The sequence below is a fragment of the Marinobacter zhejiangensis genome, assembly GCF_900114775.1.
In the GTDB taxonomy this organism is placed as follows: Bacteria; Pseudomonadota; Gammaproteobacteria; order Pseudomonadales; family Oleiphilaceae; genus Marinobacter; species Marinobacter zhejiangensis.
The window spans coordinates 98,351-119,468 of record NZ_FOUE01000004.1 but is presented as its reverse complement, the minus strand read 5'-3'; the positions used below and the strand labels follow the sequence as shown (position 1 = coordinate 119,468).

General features: G+C 57.6%; 23 protein-coding genes. 7 read left to right on the top strand and 16 right to left on the bottom strand.

From position 1 onward, the window contains the following. Positions 1 to 131: 131 nt before the first annotated feature. Positions 132 to 1,082 (bottom strand): tRNA 2-thiocytidine(32) synthetase TtcA, encoded by a 951-nt coding sequence (gene ttcA, locus BMZ67_RS13395; RefSeq protein ID WP_092023498.1) that lies wholly within the window; start codon positions 1,080 to 1,082, stop codon positions 132 to 134. A gap of 76 nt (positions 1,083 to 1,158) precedes the next feature. Here ttcA and BMZ67_RS13390 point away from each other — a divergent pair, with 76 nt between their 5' ends. Genes BMZ67_RS13390 through BMZ67_RS13380 form a run of 3 tightly spaced genes read left to right on the top strand, consistent with a single transcriptional unit; the run spans position 1,159 to position 3,547 of the window. Continuing rightward, complete coding sequence (locus BMZ67_RS13390; RefSeq protein WP_092023496.1) at positions 1,159 to 1,803, top strand: TetR/AcrR family transcriptional regulator; 645 nt, start codon at positions 1,159 to 1,161, stop codon at positions 1,801 to 1,803. Positions 1,804 to 1,830: 27 nt separating this feature from the next. After that, complete coding sequence (locus tag BMZ67_RS13385) at positions 1,831 to 2,505, top strand: DNA-J related domain-containing protein (protein ID WP_175481922.1); 675 nt, start codon at positions 1,831 to 1,833, stop codon at positions 2,503 to 2,505. Between the two features lie 13 nt (positions 2,506 to 2,518). Next, positions 2,519 to 3,547 carry a polysaccharide deacetylase family protein gene (locus tag BMZ67_RS13380; protein WP_342713543.1) on the top strand — a complete coding sequence of 343 codons (1,029 nt, stop codon included), beginning with the start codon at positions 2,519 to 2,521 and terminating at the stop codon, positions 3,545 to 3,547. A 10-nt stretch (positions 3,548 to 3,557) separates the two neighbouring features. Here the strand turns inward: BMZ67_RS13380 and BMZ67_RS13375 are convergent, their stop codons facing one another. From BMZ67_RS13375 to BMZ67_RS13335, 9 genes are all read right to left on the bottom strand, one after another. Then, positions 3,558 to 4,691 (bottom strand): MalM family protein, encoded by a 1,134-nt coding sequence (locus tag BMZ67_RS13375; protein WP_092023490.1) that lies wholly within the window; start codon positions 4,689 to 4,691, stop codon positions 3,558 to 3,560. 52 nt (positions 4,692 to 4,743) lie between these two features. Beyond that, complete coding sequence (locus tag BMZ67_RS13370; RefSeq protein WP_092023488.1) at positions 4,744 to 6,369, bottom strand: OmpP1/FadL family transporter; 1,626 nt, start codon at positions 6,367 to 6,369, stop codon at positions 4,744 to 4,746. A gap of 38 nt (positions 6,370 to 6,407) precedes the next feature. Beyond that, a complete protein-coding gene (locus BMZ67_RS13365; protein WP_092023486.1) occupies positions 6,408 to 7,418 on the bottom strand; it encodes a flagellar protein FilC in 1,011 nt (336 codons plus the stop codon). A gap of 57 nt (positions 7,419 to 7,475) precedes the next feature. Then, the gene (locus BMZ67_RS13360) at positions 7,476 to 8,273 is read right to left on the bottom strand and encodes a C39 family peptidase (RefSeq protein WP_092023484.1); all 798 of its coding nucleotides are present in this window, start codon (positions 8,271 to 8,273) and stop codon (positions 7,476 to 7,478) included. A gap of 227 nt (positions 8,274 to 8,500) precedes the next feature. Continuing rightward, entirely contained in the window at positions 8,501 to 9,097 is a 597-nt protein-coding gene (locus tag BMZ67_RS13355) for a DUF2238 domain-containing protein (protein WP_425434246.1), read from the bottom strand. Positions 9,098 to 9,134: 37 nt separating this feature from the next. Next, the gene (locus BMZ67_RS13350) at positions 9,135 to 10,331 is read right to left on the bottom strand and encodes an efflux RND transporter periplasmic adaptor subunit (RefSeq protein WP_092023480.1); all 1,197 of its coding nucleotides are present in this window, start codon (positions 10,329 to 10,331) and stop codon (positions 9,135 to 9,137) included. Between the two features lie 10 nt (positions 10,332 to 10,341). After that, on the bottom strand, positions 10,342 to 12,708 hold the full coding sequence (locus tag BMZ67_RS13345; RefSeq protein WP_092023478.1) for an ABC transporter permease: 2,367 nt from the start codon (positions 12,706 to 12,708) through the stop codon (positions 10,342 to 10,344). Between the two features lie 11 nt (positions 12,709 to 12,719). Then, positions 12,720 to 13,433 carry an ABC transporter ATP-binding protein gene (locus BMZ67_RS13340; protein WP_092023476.1) on the bottom strand — a complete coding sequence of 238 codons (714 nt, stop codon included), beginning with the start codon at positions 13,431 to 13,433 and terminating at the stop codon, positions 12,720 to 12,722. 43 nt (positions 13,434 to 13,476) lie between these two features. Beyond that, entirely contained in the window at positions 13,477 to 13,800 is a 324-nt protein-coding gene (locus BMZ67_RS13335) for a TraR/DksA family transcriptional regulator (RefSeq protein ID WP_092023473.1), read from the bottom strand. Between the two features lie 142 nt (positions 13,801 to 13,942). Here BMZ67_RS13335 and BMZ67_RS13330 point away from each other — a divergent pair, with 142 nt between their 5' ends. Then, positions 13,943 to 14,272 carry a phasin family protein gene (locus BMZ67_RS13330; RefSeq protein ID WP_092023471.1) on the top strand — a complete coding sequence of 110 codons (330 nt, stop codon included), beginning with the start codon at positions 13,943 to 13,945 and terminating at the stop codon, positions 14,270 to 14,272. 115 nt (positions 14,273 to 14,387) lie between these two features. Here the strand turns inward: BMZ67_RS13330 and fghA are convergent, their stop codons facing one another. Beyond that, positions 14,388 to 15,248, bottom strand: coding sequence for an S-formylglutathione hydrolase (fghA, locus tag BMZ67_RS13325; protein WP_092023469.1), 861 nt, complete (start codon positions 15,246 to 15,248; stop codon positions 14,388 to 14,390). A gap of 24 nt (positions 15,249 to 15,272) precedes the next feature. Continuing rightward, positions 15,273 to 16,403, bottom strand: coding sequence for an S-(hydroxymethyl)glutathione dehydrogenase/class III alcohol dehydrogenase (locus BMZ67_RS13320; protein WP_092023467.1), 1,131 nt, complete (start codon positions 16,401 to 16,403; stop codon positions 15,273 to 15,275). Between the two features lie 111 nt (positions 16,404 to 16,514). Between BMZ67_RS13320 and BMZ67_RS13315 the strand changes: the two genes are divergently transcribed. After that, positions 16,515 to 17,390 carry a LysR substrate-binding domain-containing protein gene (locus BMZ67_RS13315; protein ID WP_092023465.1) on the top strand — a complete coding sequence of 292 codons (876 nt, stop codon included), beginning with the start codon at positions 16,515 to 16,517 and terminating at the stop codon, positions 17,388 to 17,390. On the opposite strand, the gene BMZ67_RS13310 is transcribed toward BMZ67_RS13315, so the two are convergent. Beyond that, positions 17,374 to 17,973 (bottom strand): uracil-DNA glycosylase family protein, encoded by a 600-nt coding sequence (locus tag BMZ67_RS13310; RefSeq protein WP_245749980.1) that lies wholly within the window; start codon positions 17,971 to 17,973, stop codon positions 17,374 to 17,376. The two genes, BMZ67_RS13315 and BMZ67_RS13310, sit on opposite strands and share 17 nt — an antisense overlap. A gap of 105 nt (positions 17,974 to 18,078) precedes the next feature. On the opposite strand from BMZ67_RS13310, the gene BMZ67_RS13305 reads away from it, so the two are divergent. Then, positions 18,079 to 18,999, top strand: a complete 921-nt coding sequence (locus tag BMZ67_RS13305) for an alpha/beta fold hydrolase (RefSeq protein WP_092023461.1) — start codon at positions 18,079 to 18,081, stop codon at positions 18,997 to 18,999. Here BMZ67_RS13305 and BMZ67_RS13300 read toward each other — a convergent pair. The 3 genes from BMZ67_RS13300 to BMZ67_RS13290 form a co-directional block, all read right to left on the bottom strand. After that, complete coding sequence (locus BMZ67_RS13300) at positions 18,996 to 19,400, bottom strand: hypothetical protein (protein ID WP_092023459.1); 405 nt, start codon at positions 19,398 to 19,400, stop codon at positions 18,996 to 18,998. The two genes, BMZ67_RS13305 and BMZ67_RS13300, sit on opposite strands and share 4 nt — an antisense overlap. A 24-nt stretch (positions 19,401 to 19,424) precedes the next feature. Next, complete coding sequence (locus BMZ67_RS13295) at positions 19,425 to 19,853, bottom strand: hypothetical protein (protein ID WP_092023457.1); 429 nt, start codon at positions 19,851 to 19,853, stop codon at positions 19,425 to 19,427. Between the two features lie 167 nt (positions 19,854 to 20,020). Next, a complete protein-coding gene (locus BMZ67_RS13290) occupies positions 20,021 to 20,353 on the bottom strand; it encodes a 4a-hydroxytetrahydrobiopterin dehydratase (RefSeq protein WP_092023455.1) in 333 nt (110 codons plus the stop codon). A gap of 143 nt (positions 20,354 to 20,496) precedes the next feature. On the opposite strand from BMZ67_RS13290, the gene imuA reads away from it, so the two are divergent. After that, complete coding sequence (imuA, locus tag BMZ67_RS13285; protein ID WP_092023453.1) at positions 20,497 to 21,117, top strand: translesion DNA synthesis-associated protein ImuA; 621 nt, start codon at positions 20,497 to 20,499, stop codon at positions 21,115 to 21,117. The last annotated feature ends 1 nt before the right edge of the window (position 21,118 follow it).

The window sequence follows — 21,118 nt, the reverse complement described above, 5'->3', positions numbered from 1 at the left end:
GGCTCTTTTGACCAGTGTACCGCCAAAGACGTTCGGTGCACCTAATTAGGCACGCATCTTTAATGCCAACCGTACCTGATAGCGCACCAGGCACGGAGGGAGGAAGGAATAATGGAGCGGAACTGTTCCGGTCAGAGGTTCAGGATATCCACGCGACCATAGTCAGGCGCCGCACTCTCCACGCTTTCCACAGCGGCCCGGTCGTCACCAACCTTGGCTTTGCCATTGCGAAAGTCGTACAAACTGCTGTCAGCCAAGTGTGACGGCTCAACATTGCACAGTGCCCGGAACATGGTCTCAAGCCGTCCTGGGTGCTGCCGGTCCCAGCCCTGCAGCATTTCCTTGATCACCTGGCGCTGGAGGTTCTCCTGAGAGCCACACAGGTTACATGGAATAATCGGGAACTCACGCAGACGGGCATACTCGGCAATATCCTTTTCCCGGGCATAAGCCAGTGGGCGGATAACCGTATTACGGCCATCATCACTGTGCAGCACAGGTGGCATGGTTTTCAGCTTGCCGCCATAGAACATATTGAGGAAAAGTGTTTCCAGCAAGTCGTCCCGATGATGCCCGAGTGCGATCTTGGTCACCCCATGTTCTTCGGCAAAATTGTAGAGAATTCCTCGCCGCAGACGTGAACAAAGACCGCAGGTGGTCTTCCCTTCAGGAACCTTTTCTTTGACAATACTGTACGTGTCTTTCTCAATGATGTGGTATTCAACCCCCAGACCAGACAGGTATTCCGGCAGGATTTCTTCAGGGAACCCTGGTTGTTTCTGGTCCAGGTTGACGGCAATCAGCTCGAAGTGGACCGGGGCGCTTTTCTGGAGATTGAGCAGGATATCCAGCATGGCGTAGGAGTCCTTGCCGCCGCTCAGGCAGCACATGACTTTGTCGCCCGCTTCAATCATTGAGAAATCCGCAATGGCCTGCCCCACCTCACGACGTAGCCGCTTCTGAAGCTTGTTAAGTTCCAGCTTCTGTTTACGGTCTGCCTCAGTGTTAATCGCGGGCTGCGACAGGGAATTCCGCGCGTCAGTGTCACTCGCGGGGTCGAACAGGGTCGTCAATTCGGACATAGCAGTATAATCAGTCAGTCATCAATGAGGCGGGCATTATACGCGGGCCACTAATCCAAGGACAGGATGCCATCATATGGATATGTTACAGACCAGCCCCCAGCTTCCGGGCAAACGGGAGCGCAACCGAATCAATAACCGCAATGCGATACTGGGCGCGGCCCGAACCTGCTTTCGCGACAAGGGTTACGACAACACCACCATTCGCGACATTGTCCGCCAGACCAGCCTGGCCGCTGGCACTTTTTACAACTACTTCGCCAGCAAACAGGACATTTTCATCGCCCTGCTGACCGACTTCCTTGACCAGCTCAACCGAAACCTCAGCGAACGCCGCCAGACCGCTGAGAGCGCCGAACAGTTTGTGTGCTCTACTTACCAGGCCCTGTTTCATGCGACCGCCCAGGACCCGCTGGTGTATGAACTGGCTCACCGTAACGACCAAACCATCAAGGAGCTTTTTGGTTCAGGAATCATGGGGATGGCCATGCTCTCCCTTGAAGAGGATGTCCGGGATGCCATTGACAGCGGCCTGTTACCCACCGTGGATGTGGAGTATCTGTGCGCATCGTTCTTTGGTGTGGCCTATGAAATGAGCCTGAAGGTCGCCATGCGCTCAAACCGAAACCCGGACGGGGCCTATCAAGAAGCCGAAAGGGCCGCACGGTTTGCGGCCGCGCTGTTCCTTGGAGGGCTTGAGCGGATGGAAGGGCTTTCCTGATCGCTGCCACTTCCTTACCCTATGGGCATGAACGCAACCCAACCGACCAACCAGACCGATAACACACCGGCCAGGGAGTCCAGCACCGAGGCCCTGGCCGATCAGATACAACATCTGATAGTGGCTGTTGAGCATCTCTTGCGCAGCGCCCCCGGCCCCATGTCGGAACTCGCCCTGATCAAATCACTGCAAGCGCCCCCATGGTCGCTGATTGGCGATGTCAGCTATGGCGACCCACAACGACTGTTCCCGGTGCACTTCCTGCTGTTTCACAGTCTTTACCGCCTCCGGGACAAACTGTCCGAACAGGGAGAACAGCTGTGCATATCGCCTCTGGCAATCCAGCTAGAACCCCAAACCGTGGTGGCTGGTGCCGGAGTACCCGACATCACCGACGCCCTGAGAGAGTTCTATCTGGACCTGGAACAATACCGGCTGTCGGACGCGAGCATTCAAAAGATGATGGATGACTTCTGGGCCGGGCGCTGGGGACAGCCCAATGCCTCCGAGGACCTTGCCCGGGCAGCGGAAATACTGGGGCTGGATACAATCCCTGAACAGTTTTCATCCGTTAAGGAGAAGTTTCGTCGCGCGGTCATGCAGGCACACCCTGACCGTGGCGGGGATACCCGAAAGATTCAGGAACTCAACGAAGCCTTTGCCCTGTTCCGCGCGCACTTCCGCAAGGTTAACCAGTCTTAGCCAGGATACGATGATGAAGTACCCAATCAGACAAACAATCCTTGCCGCCCTGTCTCTTTTACTGACCATGCCAGGCCATGCTGACCTGGTCATACTGCAATACCACCATATCAGCGACGAGGCACCGCCTTCCACCAGCACCACTCAGTCGCTGTTCAGGTCGCAGCTGGACATGATTTCTGACCTGAGCCTGGAGGTCGTGCCCCTGGACCAGGGAACCGAAGCCGCGCTGAATGGGAGCCTGCACGATACCCAGCAGATCGCCATCAGCTTCGACGATGCCTACGACTCCATCCTGCATAACGCGGCACCGCTGCTGTTGGAGCGCGAACTGCCGTTTACCGTATTCGTCAATACCGACAGCGTTGGTCATACGGGCTACCTGACCTGGGACCAGTTGAAGGAACTTCAGCGGCACCCATTGGTGCATCTTGCCAACCACAGCGCTGATCACGATCATCTCGTTCGCAGGTCTGATGAGGCCGAACCGGAATGGCGGCAACGAGTCACGACCAGCCTGGATCGGGCTCAGGCAACAATCAAACGACGCCTGGGCACGGATACCCCTCTGTTCGCCTACCCCTACGGTGAGTTTTCAAGCGAACTGGAGGCTCTCGTCGCCAGTCGCGGCTGGTATGGGTATGGGCAGCAGTCCGGGGCCGTCGGCAGCAGCACCGCCGCCACGCGCATTCCCCGCTTTCCGATGGCTACCGGCTTTGGTCAGCTGGCCACCCTGAAAGACAAGCTTCTCAGCAAGGCGTTTCCCATCGATGGACATAGCTTGCCCGACAGCCCAATTGCGACGAACCCGCCAACGCTGATGCTGGAATTACCCACGGAGTTTGATGAACAACGGCTGGCCTGCTTCGCCTCCGGGCAGGGCCGCATTCCGGTGACGGTCACCGAAAACGGGGTGTCCGCTCAGGCACCACGCGCCTTTTCCAGCCGCCGCTTTCGCTACAACTGTACCTATCCGGCAGGAGACGGTCGCTACTTCTGGCTATCCCAGGGGTGGCTTGATCGTGACCAGCCGGAGGATTAAGCGTACCGGGTCAGGATGGGGAAACCGACAGGCTCATCATGCCCGTTGGCGTATGGGGAATGGCTTTTGGTCCGCGCTCGGTTTCTATCACCGTTTGCCCAGCAAGGTCTGAGTCCCGGGTGTAGATCAACAACCAGCGCTCCCCCTGCTGGGGAACCACCGGCACGCGAATATCGAGGAAGCCAAGGCGGTGCCAGTTTTCAGGCAGATATTCTGGCACCAGGTCCGTCACAATCCTTAGTGGCTGCAAGCTGTCATCCAGAAAAGCCAGGGATGGAACAAACAGGCCATCCCGGTTAAAAGATTTCAGGCGAAGCACAAAGCTCGGTAGGTCCTCCTGACTGGGAAGCCGAACAAGGCGGTAGTGACTGCGCCCTTCCATCAGGGACCAGCTGGGCGACGACTCCTCGACCAACACCCGGAACTCCCGCCCCAGCTGCCACGGCTCAATCTGCTGCAGGGCAAGCGAATCGCAGCACCAGGATCGCCAGCGCTCGTAATAGCTCTGCTCCGGGGCATCGATACCCAACACAGCGAACGCCTCCGGTAACTGGCCGTCAGTGGTCACCGGCAACTCCGGGGCCCGGTCCGACGCCAGGTAAACACTTGCGGGGGTCAACTTCAGGGCTACCTCAATCGGGCTGCCCCCACCAAAGTCCCTGGCTTCCGGGCGAAAATAGCTGACCCGGATATTGCCTTCGGCATCCCGCCAGGTGAAGTACGGTAAGCGATCCCCTTCCCTTATAAAGCCCGCCTCTGCCAGCTCATCGCCATCAGGGTAGTTACTGAGATTGTATTCGGGTGCTGCAACGTTCGGGGCGGAAGCACTTTCGGCAGGCCGTTCGGGGGGGCTGGGAGAGACTGAAGTGGGGCCTGCTGCCTTGTCGGCCTCTGCCGCTAGCGCGGTGCCTTGCTGTTCGCGTCGAACCTGGCCGACCACCTCTTCAATGCTGTCCGCCGGCTCGGAAGCACCCGTTTCGTTGCTGATCGGACTTTGCCGAACCCGGCCCTGCTCATCCACCCAGGTAAAGTAACGCTCTCCAGAGTCGCCTGGCGCAGGAGCGCCCCGATGGCTCTGGCAACCTGCAACCAAGGTTGCCAGAGAGACAGCAATAAGCCACCGGGAGTTGAATCGAAAGGTCATAGGCCACCGCAGTGTAAAGCAGAAAACGTCGGCGTTCCCGGGCAGGCGCTCGTTAGAACTTGGTCCGGAAACTCAAACCCGCCATCACCACCCGCAATGACGTTTTGATATCAAGACCGGCATAGGGGTTATAAATGATGTTGGTGATGTTGTCACAGTTTACGTTACAGCTGGTGTCTGCAGGAATGGTCTCTATCGACTGAAGGTAACTCAGGTTCATATCGATTTCCGTGTCTTTATCCCAACGGTATCCCATGCCCACACTGTACAGGTTTGCACCGCCAAAAGGCGCCATGATCGAACGCTGATCATCGGGAATAACAGAGTCCCGAATTTCTACCCCGGCCCGCAGATCCAGTCGTGACGAGGCGTGAAACTCCATTCCAAAGGCCCAGTTCCACTGGTCTTTGAAACCCAGGGGCAGGCGAAGGCTGTTTGACGTGGCATTTTCAGGCGACAGAATCTTCGCCGCGTTGAGGAATTCCAGGTTGCGGTCAAACTGGAAGACAAAGGCGTCCCACTGCTTGTAATCCGTCCACCCAATATCGGCATTCAGGGTCAGCTTTGGGTGTACATCCACACTGATCCCGGTCTGGAAGTGTTGCGGGTACACCAGGTCCATGCTGACGTTACCCGCTTCCCGCGGGGCACCGGACGGCAGACTGAGAATGGCGGAGGTAATCGCCCCAAGCACCGACCCGTTCAACCGCTGCCAGAAGCCCGACCAGTCTTCGGTGTACTGAATTTCAAAGGAACCCTTAAGGTTCATTTCCGCTTCTGAGGTATAGCTCGCGCCCCAACTGAACCATTCGGTGGGTTCCCACATAACCCCCAGCGCATAGGTGGGAGAAATGGTTTCCTGCAGGTTGATGCTCAACGCACCAATATCATCCCACGGGCCAACATTACCACCACACAGCGCAATCCACGGTTGCAGAGGTTCGTCACCCGACTCACAGTTGAAGGCATCCTGCAGGATTTCCGCAACCCCGAGCAGCATGTTGGGCGCCCGCATGTACTGGTCGGCGGCAATGCCCATATGTGACAGGTGAATACCCATACCCACGGACCAGTCGTCATTGATCTCATAGGCGACCGTCGGGGACAGGTAGGTGGTTCTTTGCAATGCCGTCGCCTGGGGCTGGTAGCGACCGGGGTCGTCTTTGTCTCGATAGAACCCCGCCGCCATTGGCAGGTAAAACGCCGTACCCCAGGTCAGTTTGGATCCCGGTGGGTTGATGGTGAAGCCTGCCGATGGCGCCACCGCCGGTCCAGGCGGGGTCCGCAGAATCCCGTAACCGGGCACATACAATGCGACGTTGTTGGTGTGACTGCTGGAGTTGGCCACCGGGTCCCGCTGTCGGCCCGTCAGTGGGTCCGTTTCCAGGCCATCAATACCAAAGATTTCGTAGCCGTCAGGGGCGGTGAAGTCAGCATCGACGTCCAGGTAAACCCCCATCAGGTTGACCTCCAGCTGGCGATCTTCCAGCTTGGTCAGGCCCGCCGGGTTGTAGTGAATCGCCATGATCCCAGGAGGATCCGCGGTTACTGCGTTCCCCAGAGCCAGGGCCTTTGGGTGGATCGTCAGGTTCTGTGCCAGCTGCCCATGGGCAGTACAGGACAGCACCGATGCGATCATCGCCCCGAGAATCCGTTTCTTGTGGCTCACAATTCCCATGAAGTCCTTCCCTTCCCGAGTAGCGCCATTGGCTGCGATCAGTCGCGCAGGCCAGAGATGTTAATGGGCAGGGACAACCCTAGAGAGAAGTCCGGTGCATCTTCGGTCAGACCAATGCCCAGACTGGTGTTGATGATGGTGGTATCACTCACCCGGGTACCCAGGGACATGCTGAGGAAGCCGGTTACCTGGTCCTGGGCCACAGCTTCGGTGCCATCACTGAATGACAATACTGTCTCATCGCTATAACTGATCTGCGTGGACACACTGAGCGAAATGTCATAGGACAGGGAGTAGGCAAAACCCGCTGAGCCCGACAGACTGAACCCGGGGTCAACTTCCTCCAGTACGCGGGCGCCACGCACCTGATCAAGATCCTGTACCTGGAAGTTGTAAGTGAGACTGGTGGAGCCAAAGATCACAACCGGATCAAGTACCTTGGACAAGCTGGCACCACCGGAAATCGAGTAGTAACCACTACCCGTGGACAACTGGCGTTTGATATCGATTTCATAGGGGCTGACGCCGGTTTTGGTCGACAGACTGGTAAACAGGGTGGTCGACATCTTCCCGGGAACATAGGCCAACGGCTGCCAGCGGGCGGTGAAGGAAATATCGCCAAAATCGTAGACGTTGAGTTCGTCCTGGGTATCGTACTTCACCACCAGTGGAACCCGGGTTCCCACCGTCAGGTTGTCAAACAAACCGTAGTCGTAGGAAAACGCATTGGTGAAGCTGTGAGTTGCCGATGGCACGATATCAAGATTTCGCACTGAACCATCGCTGATTTGAATGTCCAGCCGCTGGTCACCGGTGTACGAGTAATCCAGCGAATAGTTCAGAGAATGCGTGCCTTTTTTCTGCAGCGAATAGTTTTTTTCCGCGGCTTGGAAGACCTCTTCCAGTTGTTGGGATGAATCTTCATCACCTTCCTGTTGAGCCAGTGCTTCCCGAGCCCTGTCAACACTGTTCTCCTGGGCCATAGCCATCACCGGAAAAAGACCGGTCACGGACCATAGGACACACCCTCGCACGAACCAACGATTCATCCCAGCTCCCTATTCTTAATTATATTTTGTCCTGATCCGGGTCTGGATTCCCGGTTATTAGTTACGACGGTAGTGAAGTTGTTTGCGGGTATTTTCCACACTGCCGTCGGGGTTGTTCTTCTGCAATTCAAGCAAGTTCTGTATTCGACGCTCGGTCGCTTCGTAGAACTCGGGCATCTGCTGAAACGCCAGTTCCGTGATGGTCTGATCATCAATAAAACGGAGGTCTTCTTCCTTCAGTTCCAGCGCATCAACGGGCTTTTCACTACCGGGAAAAACGATGAACAACACATTGTCATCCCACTTTTCCTCGAACTGGCTCAGCGTGAAGGAGATATTGCCAACCGAAGGGTCTGCCAGGTAAACCCGACCATCCCTGATGGCCCGCAATACAACAAAGTGTTTAAACCCGGCGTGGTGAATCGGAACGATGGCAGGGTGATCCAGGTCCAGCAAATCGTCGATGGTTGCCCGGAACCCTCCGGAGGGATAACCCAATGCGGTGACCAAGCGTTTCATGTCCAGCATTGAGAAGGCCCGACGTTCGACAATCCGCTCACTTTCTCCGTAGTGAAGCAGCCCTTCCATAACCTGCCGCTCCCCCAGGTTTCGCCCGAGGTAATAGGCCAGAACGGTCGTCAGTGCAGCGCTGCCACAGCTGTAGTCGTATGCCTGCCGGACGATGTTGCGGTAACGCTGTTCCACCAAGGGCTCGACCCGGACATCGGTACGCACCTCAATATCCGGAGCAATCGCCTGATCAATCACCACAACTCCCTGCTCAATGGGCTCAACGACAGTGATTTCGTCCACTATCGCCAGTGTCATCAGGGAACCTGCCAGCACCAGAAACATGTCTAAAGGAGAACTCCGCAGCCGCTATGGTCAGATCGGATCCGTTGATCGACCAGGTGTTATTGTTTGTATTGGGTTGTCAGGCACAGACGCCGTTACATCTTGTTACGCTACGATACCTGAATAACACAGGATCGAAAGATAACTGTGCCTCAAATCTACCCGTGCAGAAGGGGCCGTGGCGGCGGATTATGAGAACTGGTTCAAGACAAGTAAAGGACTGAAAATCAGCGGTCGATCGCCGCCAGCTGTCGCAGTTGGCGGTCATGAAGCCGGGACAAAAGCAGCAGCCCTGAGATTGCCCCAACCAGGGCATACGCCATATCCGACTGAGTGTCCCAGACGTACCCCTGGGTACCAAGAAACGCATCCGCCGCTTCATCGCTGGCAAGGGCCACCCACCATTCGATCAGCTCATAGAAGGCACTCAGTGCAAGGCAGAAACACACCAGGAAAAAGCTTCTCCACGCCGGGCTTTGAAAAACCCCGAATCGGGTGACAACTTCACGGGCGACCATCACCGGAACAAACCCCTGGGCGAAATGCCCCAGCTTGTCGTAATTGTTCCGGCCCCAGCCAAACCACTCCGCAAACCAGTCGAACAGGGGCACTTCGGCGTAGGTGTAGTGGCCACCCACCATCAGGATGACCGCATGGGCAAGGATCAGCAGATAGACCAGCAGGGTCAGGGGGAAACGCCGCAGGGTCAGTGCCAGAATCAAACCACCAATGATGGCGGGCAACACCTCCAGGAACCAGGTCACCTGGTCCTTCGGATTGATGCCGGACCACACCAGAACAGCAACGAAGATCACCACCCACAGCGTTTTGATACCACTCTCTCCTTACGCACCGGCTTGGCTAGCGGACTTTCACTGACTGTCCATCGGCAAGCTCTCGATCCGGATGGCGAACTACCCACTCGCCAGCCTCCAGTCCGGATTCAACCACGATCATCAGCCCATTGCCATGCCCCGTCACGACGTCCCGCAAATGCGCCACCTCATCAATGACAACGAACAACCAACTCTGACCATCGCGATTGAACACCGCAGAGGCTGGCACCTGAAGCTCGTCATCCCCCTGCCAGAGTACAAATGCCGCGTCGACCCGATAGCCATCCCCCAGGTTCTCCCAAACCTCCCGAGGCGCCATAAGATCCACCACGACCTGAACCCGCTGCTCCTCAACCCCCAAGGCCGAGACATCCTCAAAACCCACCGGTTCTACCCGCCGAACCCGCGCCGCCAGCTCTGGCCCACCCCATCCGGTCAGAATGACCGGCATGTCCTGCCTCAGCTTCACCGCATCAAAGCTGAGAACATCCACCACCACTTCCAGGGCTTCAGGGTCACCCACCTCCAGAATGGGAGTGCCGGCCTGTACAACCCCTTCATTTTCACGCAGAAGTCCCAGCACCCGGCCTCGCACCGGAGAGCGTATGGGCACCTGTTCCAATGGTGTTTGCTGACCCGTGTTCCCGGCCGATATCTCAAGGCGGGTTCGGGCGGCCGCCAGCTCATGGGCGGCAACTTCCTCGGTAAAACTGGCAGAGCGCAGGATTGCAGCAGCCCGGGACGCCGCTGCCTGAGCCTGTTGCAGGCGTTCTCCCGACACAAAATTGGATTCCCCCAAGCGCAGCAGCCGCTGATATTCATTGTGGGCAAGCTCCGCATCGGCACGAGCGGCGCTGACGTTCTGGCGGGCGGAGTCCAGTGACGCTCTTGCGGCTTCTACCCGAGCCTCGGCCTCAGCACGGCTACGGGCATCGAGAACAGCAACCGGCATAGGGTCGAGTTCCGTCACCAATTGGTTGGGCGCCAGCTCATCGCCGACCTCCAGTTCGACCCGGTGCAGATACCCGGCCACTGGCGACGACACCACGTACCGGTCCTTAACCCGGGTTTTGCCCTCTTCGACGATCGTGACACTGAGCCCCGCCCGGCGGGCCTCGGTCAAATCCACCCAGACCGGCTCTGGCCGGAAGGCAAAGATGATCGCCACCACGACGAACAGGCCAAAGATTCCCCAGAAAACCCAACGCCCCATGGACTTCATCAGCAACTCCTCATTCCCTGGTCTTGAGCACGGCCACCAGATCCAACCGCACCAGCCTCCGCCAGGCTATCGCTCCAGAGGCAATGGCAGATACCAGCACCACAGCAGCAGACAACGCCAGTGTCTGGGTGGTCATGGTCAACGGCACACGATACAACTCAGTTTGCAGGGACAACACTAGGGCTGCCGCCATGCCCTGCCCCAGTAACCACCCGACGGGTATACCCAGCATCAGGATAACCACAAGCTCACCGAGAAGGATATGGCCGACTTCCCTGGAGGTGTAACCCAGCACTCTCATGCTGGCCAACTCACGCCCTTTCTCAGCCAGCGAGATCCTTACCGTGTTGTAGATAACACCAAAGGCGATAACAGCGCCCAGGAGGCTGTTGAAGAACGTAAAGGTCAGAAAGGTCTTGGCAAGCGTGTCATAGAAACTATCCAACATGGTCTCCCGGATATTCACCGCAAGAACCCCCGGCATTAGCCGCAACCGCTCGTAGACAGGATCTTGCTCTGCCGGGTCGATATTGAGCAGGATCTGGTTGACCAGTGGCCCCTCCCCCAATACGCGGTTCAAAGCCTCCAGTCTCATATAGGCGCCCACGCCCAAAAGCTCGCTGGTGGTGCCAGCCACCGGCACCTCTACCCGCCGGCGCTCGCCTTCCAGTACCTGCACGGTCAAGGTATCCCCGGCCCGGATATCCAGTCCCTCAGCCAAATAATCCGTGAGCAGCACCCCTGCTTCCGGTATCGAGACCGGCTCCAGGTTTTCGTCAATCACAAATTGAAGGTGGGCAGGCTCCGGCATGCCGGACAATACGGTCCGCCAGCGCCGGTGGCCATGAATCAGCTCGACCGGAACGCTCCGCCGCCCTTCGGCATAGCGAATGCCCGGATCCCTGACCAGCCCAAACATGGCAGCCGAGTTGACCGGATCGGTCAGGGTAACGGCCACATCTTGCTGCTGCACCCTGGCAAACTGCGCATGCACCATCAGGGAAACCGAATCGAACTGGAAGTTACCCACCAAAATAATGGCGGTCGCAAGGGCTACACCAACAACCGACAATCCCGTTCGGCCGGGACGTCGCGACAGTTGGCGCACAATCATTCGTGAGGGCTGGCTAAGGCGAAGGCCGGATAACAGACGTTCAATCAGGGTGATACGAAAACGCGCCGGCCCCTCCGGGCGCATGGCTTCAGCCGGCGGCAAAGAAGCGGCCTGGTGGATAGCCCGCCAGCTACCAAGAAACGCAAACGACAGGGTGATCAACGTCAGCAGAATGAACCAGCCAGGGTGAACCTGAAACAACAACCGTGGGAAACGGTAATACTCCATATACATTTCCCCAAGCCCCCGGCCCAGCCACAAGCCTCCCATACTGCCGAGCACCAGGCCGAGCACTGCAATGACCATGGCCAGTTGCAGGTAGTGTCTGGCGATGGCCCAGTTGCCATACCCATAGGCCTTGAGCACCGCAATGACATCCCGCTGGGTGGCGATCAGACGGCCTATGACAACATTCAGCAGGAACATCGCAACCGACATGAATATGAGCGGAAACACCGTTGCCATGGTACGCAACTGCTCCAGGTCATCGCTCAGGTAGCGGTGGGAGACCTGATCTTCGCGCGCCAGGCCGCCAGTCCCTCCATAGCGTGCCAGCACGCGATCAAGGTGATCGATCACATCAGCCACCGTATGCTCCCGGTCGACCTGTACGAGCACGCTGTTGAAAGCGCCCTCCATGTCCATGGCGGCAGCCAGCGCGTCCCGGTCCATCCACAACACACCATAACGCTGGTAGTCCGGCAGCAGGCTGCCTGGGGGCATAACGAAAATGAACTCCGGCGACTCAACAATGCCAACCACACGCAGAGCCTGCCAGCGACCATTGATGATGGCCCGGATGGTATCGCCCGGCTGCAGATCATGAGCTTCCGCAAAACTGCCGACAACGGCCACCTCACTGGAGTGACGGGCATCCGGCAGTCGTCCCTGGCGCAGGTAAAGCTGATTGAGCAGTGGCTGCCGCCCCTGGGGGATAGACACCAGCTGCGCCGATATGGGGTCACTGAACCCTTCAACCTGCAACTTTGCCGCCCCCACCACCCGATCGCTGACACGCAGGACACCGGGAATTTCTGCAATGCGTTGGGCGACGTGGCGGGGGGCCCGTTTCAGGGTGGCAAAAACATCGGCAAACTGGTTCTCGGCGTAGTACTGGGCCCGGGTCAGCGTGAGTGATGAATAATTGACAACCGACATCAGGCACACGGCAACACCGCCCGCAATCACCAGGGCAATAGCCAGCACCTGCCCCCGTAACTGCCACAGTTCGCGATAGAGCTTGGTATGCAGGGCGGTCATCATCGTCTCTCCGGCTACCAGCTCAGCGACGCCGGATCCTGACGCTCAGGATTACGGTATTCGCCACTGATCATGCCATCGGAAAGGGTGATTACCCGATCGGCCATGGCAGCAATGGCAGCGTTGTGCGTGATGATGACTGTGGTTGTCCCGGTTTCCCGGTTGGCTTTTTCCAGCGCTTCCAACACCAGAATCCCGGTCGCAGAATCGAGCGCACCCGTCGGCTCGTCGCACAGCAGGACCTGGGGGCGCTTGGCAATGGCTCGGGCAATGGCCACCCGCTGCTGCTCGCCACCAGACAACTGCGCCGGAAAATGATCCATGCGTTCAGACAACCCCACCAGCGCCAGGGCCTCCTCAGGTGCCATCGGAGCCTGGGCGATTTCGGTCACCGCCGCGACGTTTTCTCGTGCCGTCAGACTGGGAATCAGGTTATAGAACTGGAAGACAAAGCCAACGAAATCACGCCGGTATCGAGTCAGTTCACGGTCACTGGCCCGGCTCAAGGTCAGCCCCCGGTACTCGACTTCCCCTGAACTGGCCACATCCAGTCCGCCCAGGATATTCAGCAAGGTGGACTTACCCGAACCGGAGGCCCCAAGCAGCACCACCATTTCTTCGTCGTAGAGCTCCAGGTCCACACCCCTCAGTGCATGGACCTCGACATCGCCCTGCCGGTAAGTCTTGGTGAGTCCGCGGGTACGGAATACAACAGTATTATCAGGCATGCCTTCCTGGCCCGGTCGTGGTTTCAGGGGGTATTACTTGGGATCAGGCGGAATCTGCGCATTTCACGCACAGGGTTGTATAGGGCAAAACCTGCAACCGACGGGGATCAATGGGTTCACCACAACGCTCACAGTCATCACCTTCACCAGCCTCGATACGGTTCAGCGCCCGTTCGACCTGGATCAGTTCTGCTCGGGACTCTACCTCCAGACCGTCAACCACTTCGTCGTTTTGGGTATCAATGGCCTGCTCTTCAAAATCCCGGGCAATCGCACCGTCTTCCCTGCGCTGGTGGGCATGGAGCCGCTTCAGCCGGGCCTGCAGGTCTGCACGCAGAGTCTGGAGTTCAGTTTTACGGTCAGTCATGGTGCTCTCCTCGATGTTCTTCCCTTTCTAACAAGCATAAGCCTGATCCGGGATTGATGCTTGTCAAAACGACACGTCTCCATCTGGGTAAGAATGATGCTACACAACGTCTCACCGACAACGGGACTACGGAGCAGCGACCATGGAAAATGATTTGATCGACAGTGTCCACGAGAAATCGCGGGAGCTGGTGGAACGGGCGACCCGTTTCAACGAAACCCTGTTTGAACAATTTACCAAAGCGACCGAGCTTCAGGTGCTGACGTTTCGCCGTTACGCCGATGCCGCAGTCGAACAAGCTCGCAAAGTGGGTGAAGTAAAAGACCTGGAGGGTCTGAAAGAACTGTCAGAGGAACAGGCCCGGGACTTCAAGACCATGAGTGACCAGTTCTGTGAAGACTGGGAGGAATGGCAAACCTACTTCTCAAAAGCCAGGGAGCAGATGCACCATCTGTTCGATGAGGGCAGCTAACCGCACACGCAGGCTGCCGAGACAAAGGCCTGGCATGCACACGGCTGCTCCTGTTTACCTGACCAGAGACGCGGGGCCGACCTGCCCAACGCTCTGGCAGACCGGCCCGCACTCATCATGAAATGAGATGGCGGTGGTGGAATTGCAGGTGCTCTGCAATAAAGCTCGCAATGAAGTAGTAGCTGTGGTCGTAACCTTCATGGCGACGCAGGGTCAAGGGAAAGCCACTGACCCTGGCAGCCTCTTCCAGAGCCTCTGGCTTGAGCTCCCGTTCAAGGAAGTCATCATCCATCCCCTGATCCACCAGGGTCGGTAACGACTGGCTGGCCTCACTCATCAAGACGGATGCATCGTGGCCTTGCCACAGCGCCTGATCGTCCCCCAGGTATGCCCGAAACGCCTTTTGACCCCACGGGCAGTTCACCGGGTTACTGATTGGGCTGAACGCCGACACCGAGCAATAGCGGCCCGGGTTGCGCAAGGCGATGGTCAAGGCACCATGCCCGCCCATCGAATGCCCGCTAATGGCCCGGCGATCATTGACCGGGAAGTGGGCCTCGATCAGCTCCGGCAACTCATTCACCACGTAATCGTACATCCGGTAGTGGCGGGACCAGGGCGCTTCGGTAGCATTGACGTAGAAACCAGCGCCCAGACCCAGGTCGTAAGCCGCTTCGGGATCATCAGGCACACCCTCGCCCCGGGGGCTGGTGTCCGGGGCGACAATCGCCACCCCGAGTTCCGCCGCTGCCAGCTGGGCACCCGCTTTCTGCATGAAGTTTTCATCGGTGCAAGTCAGCCCCGACAACCAATACAGTACCGGTACGTTTTCCCCCACCATTGCCTGGGGCGGGAGGTACACGGCAAAACGCATGGTGCACCCCAACGTCCGTGAATAGTGCCGGTACTGTTTGTGCCAGCCACCGAAGCTTTTGTTGGCACTGACGTTTTCCAGCTCGTTTGCCAGTTCGCTCATGGTCTCTCGTCCGTCTGGGCCGGTTTATCGGTCAAAGTGGATGACGCTGCGGATACTCTTGCCTTCATGCATCAGGTCAAACGCTTCGTTGATTTCGTCCAACCCCATGGTATGGGTGATGAAGTCGTCCAGGCGGAACTCACCAGCCAGGTAACGCTCGACGTAATCCGGCAGCTCCGAACGGCCTTTTACGCCACCAAAAGCCGTTCCACGCCAGACACGCCCGGTTACCAACTGGAATGGACGAGTGCTGATTTCCTGACCCGCTCCGGCCACACCAATAATCACCGACTCCCCCCAGCCTTTGTGGCAGCACTCAAGCGCTGAACGCATGACGTTGACATTACCAATGCACTCGAAGGAATAGTCGACACCACCGTCCGTCAGTTCAACAATCACGTCCTGGATAGGCTTGTCATAATCCTTGGGGTTGATGCAGTCGGTCGCGCCCAGCTTGCGGGCCAGATCAAACTTGCTTTCATTGACATCAATACCAATGATGCGACCGGCCTTGGCCATAACCGCACCAATCACCGCGGACAGACCGATACCGCCGAGTCCGAAGATCGCCACTGTGGCGCCCTCTTCCACCTTGGCAGTGTTCATGACCGCGCCCATACCGGTGGTAACACCGCACCCCAGCAGGCAGACCTCTTCAAGCGGCGCCTCCGGGTTGACCTTGGCCAGGGAAATTTCCGGCAGCACGGTGTACTCGGAGAAGGTGGAGCATCCCATGTAGTGATAGATAGGCTGCCCGTCCTTGTAGAACCGAGTGGTTCCGTCCGGCATCAGCCCCTGGCCCTGGGTGGCACGGATCTTCTGGCACAGGTTGGTCTTGCCCGACGTACAGAATTTGCACTCACCGCATTCCGGGGTGTAGAGGGGAATCACATGGTCGCCAGGCTTTACGCTGGTCACGCCTTCACCTACCTGCTCGACAATGCCACCACCTTCATGGCCGAGAATGGTTGGGAAAATCCCTTCAGGATCTTCACCCGACAGGGTAAAAGCATCGGTATGGCAAACGCCGGTGGCAATGATCCGCACCAGTACTTCACCGGCTTTGGGCAGCATGACATCCACTTCTTCAATGGTCAGTGGCTGGTTGGGTCCCCAGGCAACGGCGGCCCTGGATTTAATAAATTGCTCTGACATGTCGATTCCCCCGTGTGAGTTCATGAAACAGATACGTTAGCCCCATTATATTTACTTACCGCTCATTGATAATGTGGCAAACTATAAATTCACTTTTACCAGGCAGTAATAATGTATCCTTGGGAAGGCGTCAGTGAATTTGTTGCGGTTGCCGACAGCGGCAGCTTTACCCAAGCAGCAAAACGCCTGGGGGTGTCCACCGCACAGGTCAGCCGCCAGGTGCGTAACCTGGAAGACCGGCTGGCAACCCGCCTCCTCTTCAGAACCACCCGGAAGGTCTCCCTGACCGAAGCCGGCGCACTGTATTACCAGCATAGCCGAAGTGTTCTCGATGGACTTGCGGCGGCCGAGCAGGCAGTCACCAGCCTGCAAGAGTCGCCCCAAGGCAAGGTTCGACTGACCGCCCCCGTGACCTATGGGGAGGATGTCATCGTTCCTCTGGTGAACGACTTTCTCGCACGCTATCCCAGACTGGAGGTCACTGTGCAGCTAACCAACCAGACCGTCGACCTGGTGGACGGCGGCTTTGATCTGGCCATCCGGCTTGGGCGGCTGAAAGACTCGTCCCTGGTGGCCCGAAAGCTGGCATCGCGCACCTTGCACATCTGTGCCTCCCGCGATTACGTCAGGCGCCACGGTTGCCCCCATACCCTCAATGAGCTTGATCAACACAACTGCCTGCTGGGCACCAATGATTTCTGGCGTTTCCGTGAGCATGGTCGGGAGCGGCTACGGCGGGTTCAGGGCAACCTTCGCTGCAACTCCGGGAAGGGGCTCGTGGATGCCGCATTGAAAGGCCTTGGGCTGGTTCAGTTACCGGATTACTACGTCCAACACTATCTGGATGAGGGCAGCCTCCTGCCCATGCTGGAAAGCTTCCGCGAACCGGAGGAAGGCATTTGGGCGGTGTTCCCCCACAACCGCCACCTGTCCCCCAAAATCCGCATGTTGGTGGATCACCTGGCTGCGGCTACCTCGCCGGGTTAAGGATTTCACTCACCCGTTGCCGTATGGCTGGCACCACATCGGCTTCAAACCAGGGGTTCCGGCGCAGCCAGATCAGGTTTCTGGGGCTTGGATGGGGCAACGGCACCAAGTCGGGCCAATACTCCTCCCAATGGCGAACAACGTCGGTCACGGAGCGCTTCGGTCCCGGGATATGGTAAGCCTGGGCATATTGACCAATGACCAGGGTAAGCTGGATGTTGTCCAGGCGGCTGAGTAGCAGCTCCCTCCAGGCCGGTGCGCACTCTGGGCGGGGCGGCAGGTCGCCAGACTTTCCGGTTCCCGGATAACAAAACCCCATGGGCAGGATCGCCAGTTGCTGCTCGTCATAAAAAGTATCCCGGCTAATACCCATCCACTCCCGCAGCCGATCACCACTGGGATCGTTAAAGGGCAGCCCGGTTTCATGGACCCGACGCCCCGGCGCCTGGCCAACCACCAGGATTTTCGAAGCCAGACTGGCCTGAATCACCGGGCGGGGCTCATGGTCAAGCTTGGCAGCGCACAGGGTACAGCCCCGAACACGAGCCAGGAGGGCATCAAACGATTCACTTTGACTATCCATCAACATTCAACTCCAGCCGCACCCGGCACAAACAACGACATTGACGCTGCCCCCAGGACAGGCTTAGCTTACTACCATCATCAACCCAGTCCACCGGCACAACTTATGATTGCTTTAGACCACTGGCGTCAGACAGGCTCCACTTACCAGTTCGGCGATATGTCCATCTTCACCCGCACTGGCGGTAATCCTCAAGGCCCGGCCCTGGTCCTGATCCACGGTTTTCCCACATCATCTTGGGACTGGTGCAAGATATGGCCGCTGCTGGAAGAGCATTACGCCCTGTATGCCCTGGATATGATCGGTTTTGGAGATTCCGCCAAGCCCAGGGATTTTTCTTACCGGATTCATGACCAGGCCACGCTGGTTGAACAGTGGCTCGAAGAGATGGGGTTGACCGAATACCATATCCTCGCCCATGACTACGGCGACACCGTCGCCCAGGAACTCATGGCCAGGGACCTTGAACGCCAGTCCGGCGCCCTTCAGGACAATTCACCACTGCGCATTGCCAGCGTTTGCCTGCTTAACGGCGGCCTGTTTCCGGAAACCCACCAGCCGGTGCTGATCCAGAAACTGCTACTGTCGCCGGTCGGGTTCCTGATTGCGCGCCTGACCAGCAAGCAGAAGCTGGCGACAAATATGGCGAATATTTTTGGCCCTGATACCCCGCCCAGCGAGGATGAAGTGGAAGCGTTCTGGGAGTTGATTACCAGTAACGATGGCGTGGGCGTTATGCATAAAGTGATTCACTACATGCCCCAACGGAAGCAATACCGGGAGCGTTGGGTCGGAGCGTTGCTGGATGCCACGGTTCCGGTCAAGCTGATTAACGGTCCGCTCGACCCGATTTCCGGAGAGCACATGACCGAGCGCTATCGCCAGCTCGTACTCAACCCGGACATCACTCTGCTGGCGGGTATTGGTCACTACCCTCAGGTCGAGGCCCCGCAAGCGATGGTTGACAGTTACCTGGCGTTTCGTGCCAATGCCGGGGCAACCTTGAGTTCGTCACTCACGAATTAGTCGAGAATTTCTTTTAATAGGGCGTTGGCCAACTGCTCCATTCGCTCAAGACCAGCATCCGCCTTTTCGAGGTAGGAGACATCCATGCTCTGCGGGTCGGCCCACTCCTTCCCTTTAATCCGACAACGCTTCGCGAGCTTGTCCATGCCCAGGTCCTCCAGGGCAAAGCTCAGCTCGGTCCACAAAATGGCCAGTTCTTCTTCCTTTTTGTGGGAGCGCTGACCCGTGTCCTGCAGTTGACGCATATAGACTGCGGTATGGCGCGCAGCAATCACGACCTTTCGCAGTGCTTCTACCGATTCTGCCTTGCGGGAAGTACGTGCCCGCTGCAGGTTCACAACCCAGCTGCCTGCATGTTTTACCAGCTCCCACAGGGAGATAGCCGTTACCACTTCAATCATGCCGAGTCCTCATACCAGCGAGCCCTATTCAGCCAACTGCTTCAAAACCCGCATGGCCTGCCGGTCTGAGCGAATGAAATCAAGCTGGTACTCGCCGGAATGAAGCGACACTTTCCGCACAGACCAGCGCAATTGGTATTTGCCAATCGGCAAGCGAACCAACTCTGAACCGATATCGACCAGCCCCGACAGACATTCAAATGGAAACTCCACCACATGATCCCATTTGGCCAGTTCCGGGTCACAATCTGAGGTATGGGTGCGAACGGGCAGGATATGACTCTGATTTTCAATGACGCCAAGCGCAACCAGTTGTGGGCAGTAGCAACCAAAGCGTTTAACCGCCTCTGCATCCCACTCCAGGTCATCATCACCGTCCAGTGGATCAAACTCACCATCGAAGACCTGGATCTGCCTGAAATCCGAACTCAGTGTCAGCGTAATCTTTTTCACCCGATGTTCCCTTATCTGTGAAATTCCGCGCTGCTCGCCAGATCAGCGGGTAAAGTCTTTGTTGTTCTGGAAAAAGTTCCCAATGCTATGCTTTTGTGAACAACAATTTCAAATCCTATTGAGCCAAGGCGTCCCTTCCTTGCCACCTGGTCTATACCTGCACCGGATTACAAGCAGTCAGTTCGTGCCGCCATAATGAAATCATTACGGTGCAAGCCGCCAATTTTGTGGGTCCACCAGCGCACGGTCACTTTCCCCCACTCCAGCAGGATGGCGGGGTGGTGATTCTCAGACTCCGCCAGCTCCGCCACACTGTTGGTAAACGCCAGGGCCTCGGCAAAATTGCGGAAGCCATACTCGCGCTTCAGCTGTTTCTCGCCGTCCAGCTCTATCACATCCCAACCGGGAATCTCTCCCAATAGCGCCTGTTGTTCATCGTCGCCAACCTTTGGAGCATCGGCCCGACAAGCCTCACAGCTCTGCTCTGTCAATTTTGACATGATCTTCCCCTTCCTTTTTGTGTGCTCAATGACTCACCCTCTTTAGCCTGCTCCCTACCCCCAGCCCCTGCAACCCCAAAGACTGGTTGAAATCATCACCAATACGGAATACTGTATATTTAAACAGTATTCCGGAAATATCCATGAGCGAACTGCTGAACAACCTCATCCACGACGCCCGCATCTGGCAGGGACACCAACAGGCCCGCACCAAGCACCCAGCAGAAAGTACCGGCTACCCGGAACTTGACCAGCACTTGGGCAACACGGGCTGGCCTGTTGGGGCATTGAGCGAATGCCTGCTGGATGGCGCCGGGATTGGGGAGTTACAGCTCATACTGCCGTTAATGCAACGATTGTCTGCCGCGAGGCGCACCGTATTCTGGGTCAACCCACCCTACATCCCATACGCACCGGCCCTGTCCCAGGCTGGCATCGAACTTTCCCAGCTGGTGATCGTTCGGCCACACGGCAGAAACGATGTGCTCTGGACGCTGGAAAACTGCCTACGCTCGTCGGTCACAGGGTTGGTCCTCGCCTGGCCCGGACAGCTTGCTAACCGCGACACCCGGCGCCTGCAACTGGCGGCTGAGGCTGGTCAAACCACCTGTCTCATTTTCAGGCCTCGTCAGGCGGCCCTGCAAAGCTCGCCGGCGGCACTTCGACTGGAGCTGACAGCCGGCCAAAAGCAGGACTTACAGGTCCGGGTACTGAAACGCCGGGGCGGTTGGCCCGGGCAGGCGTGTAGCCTGACCAGAGAATGAC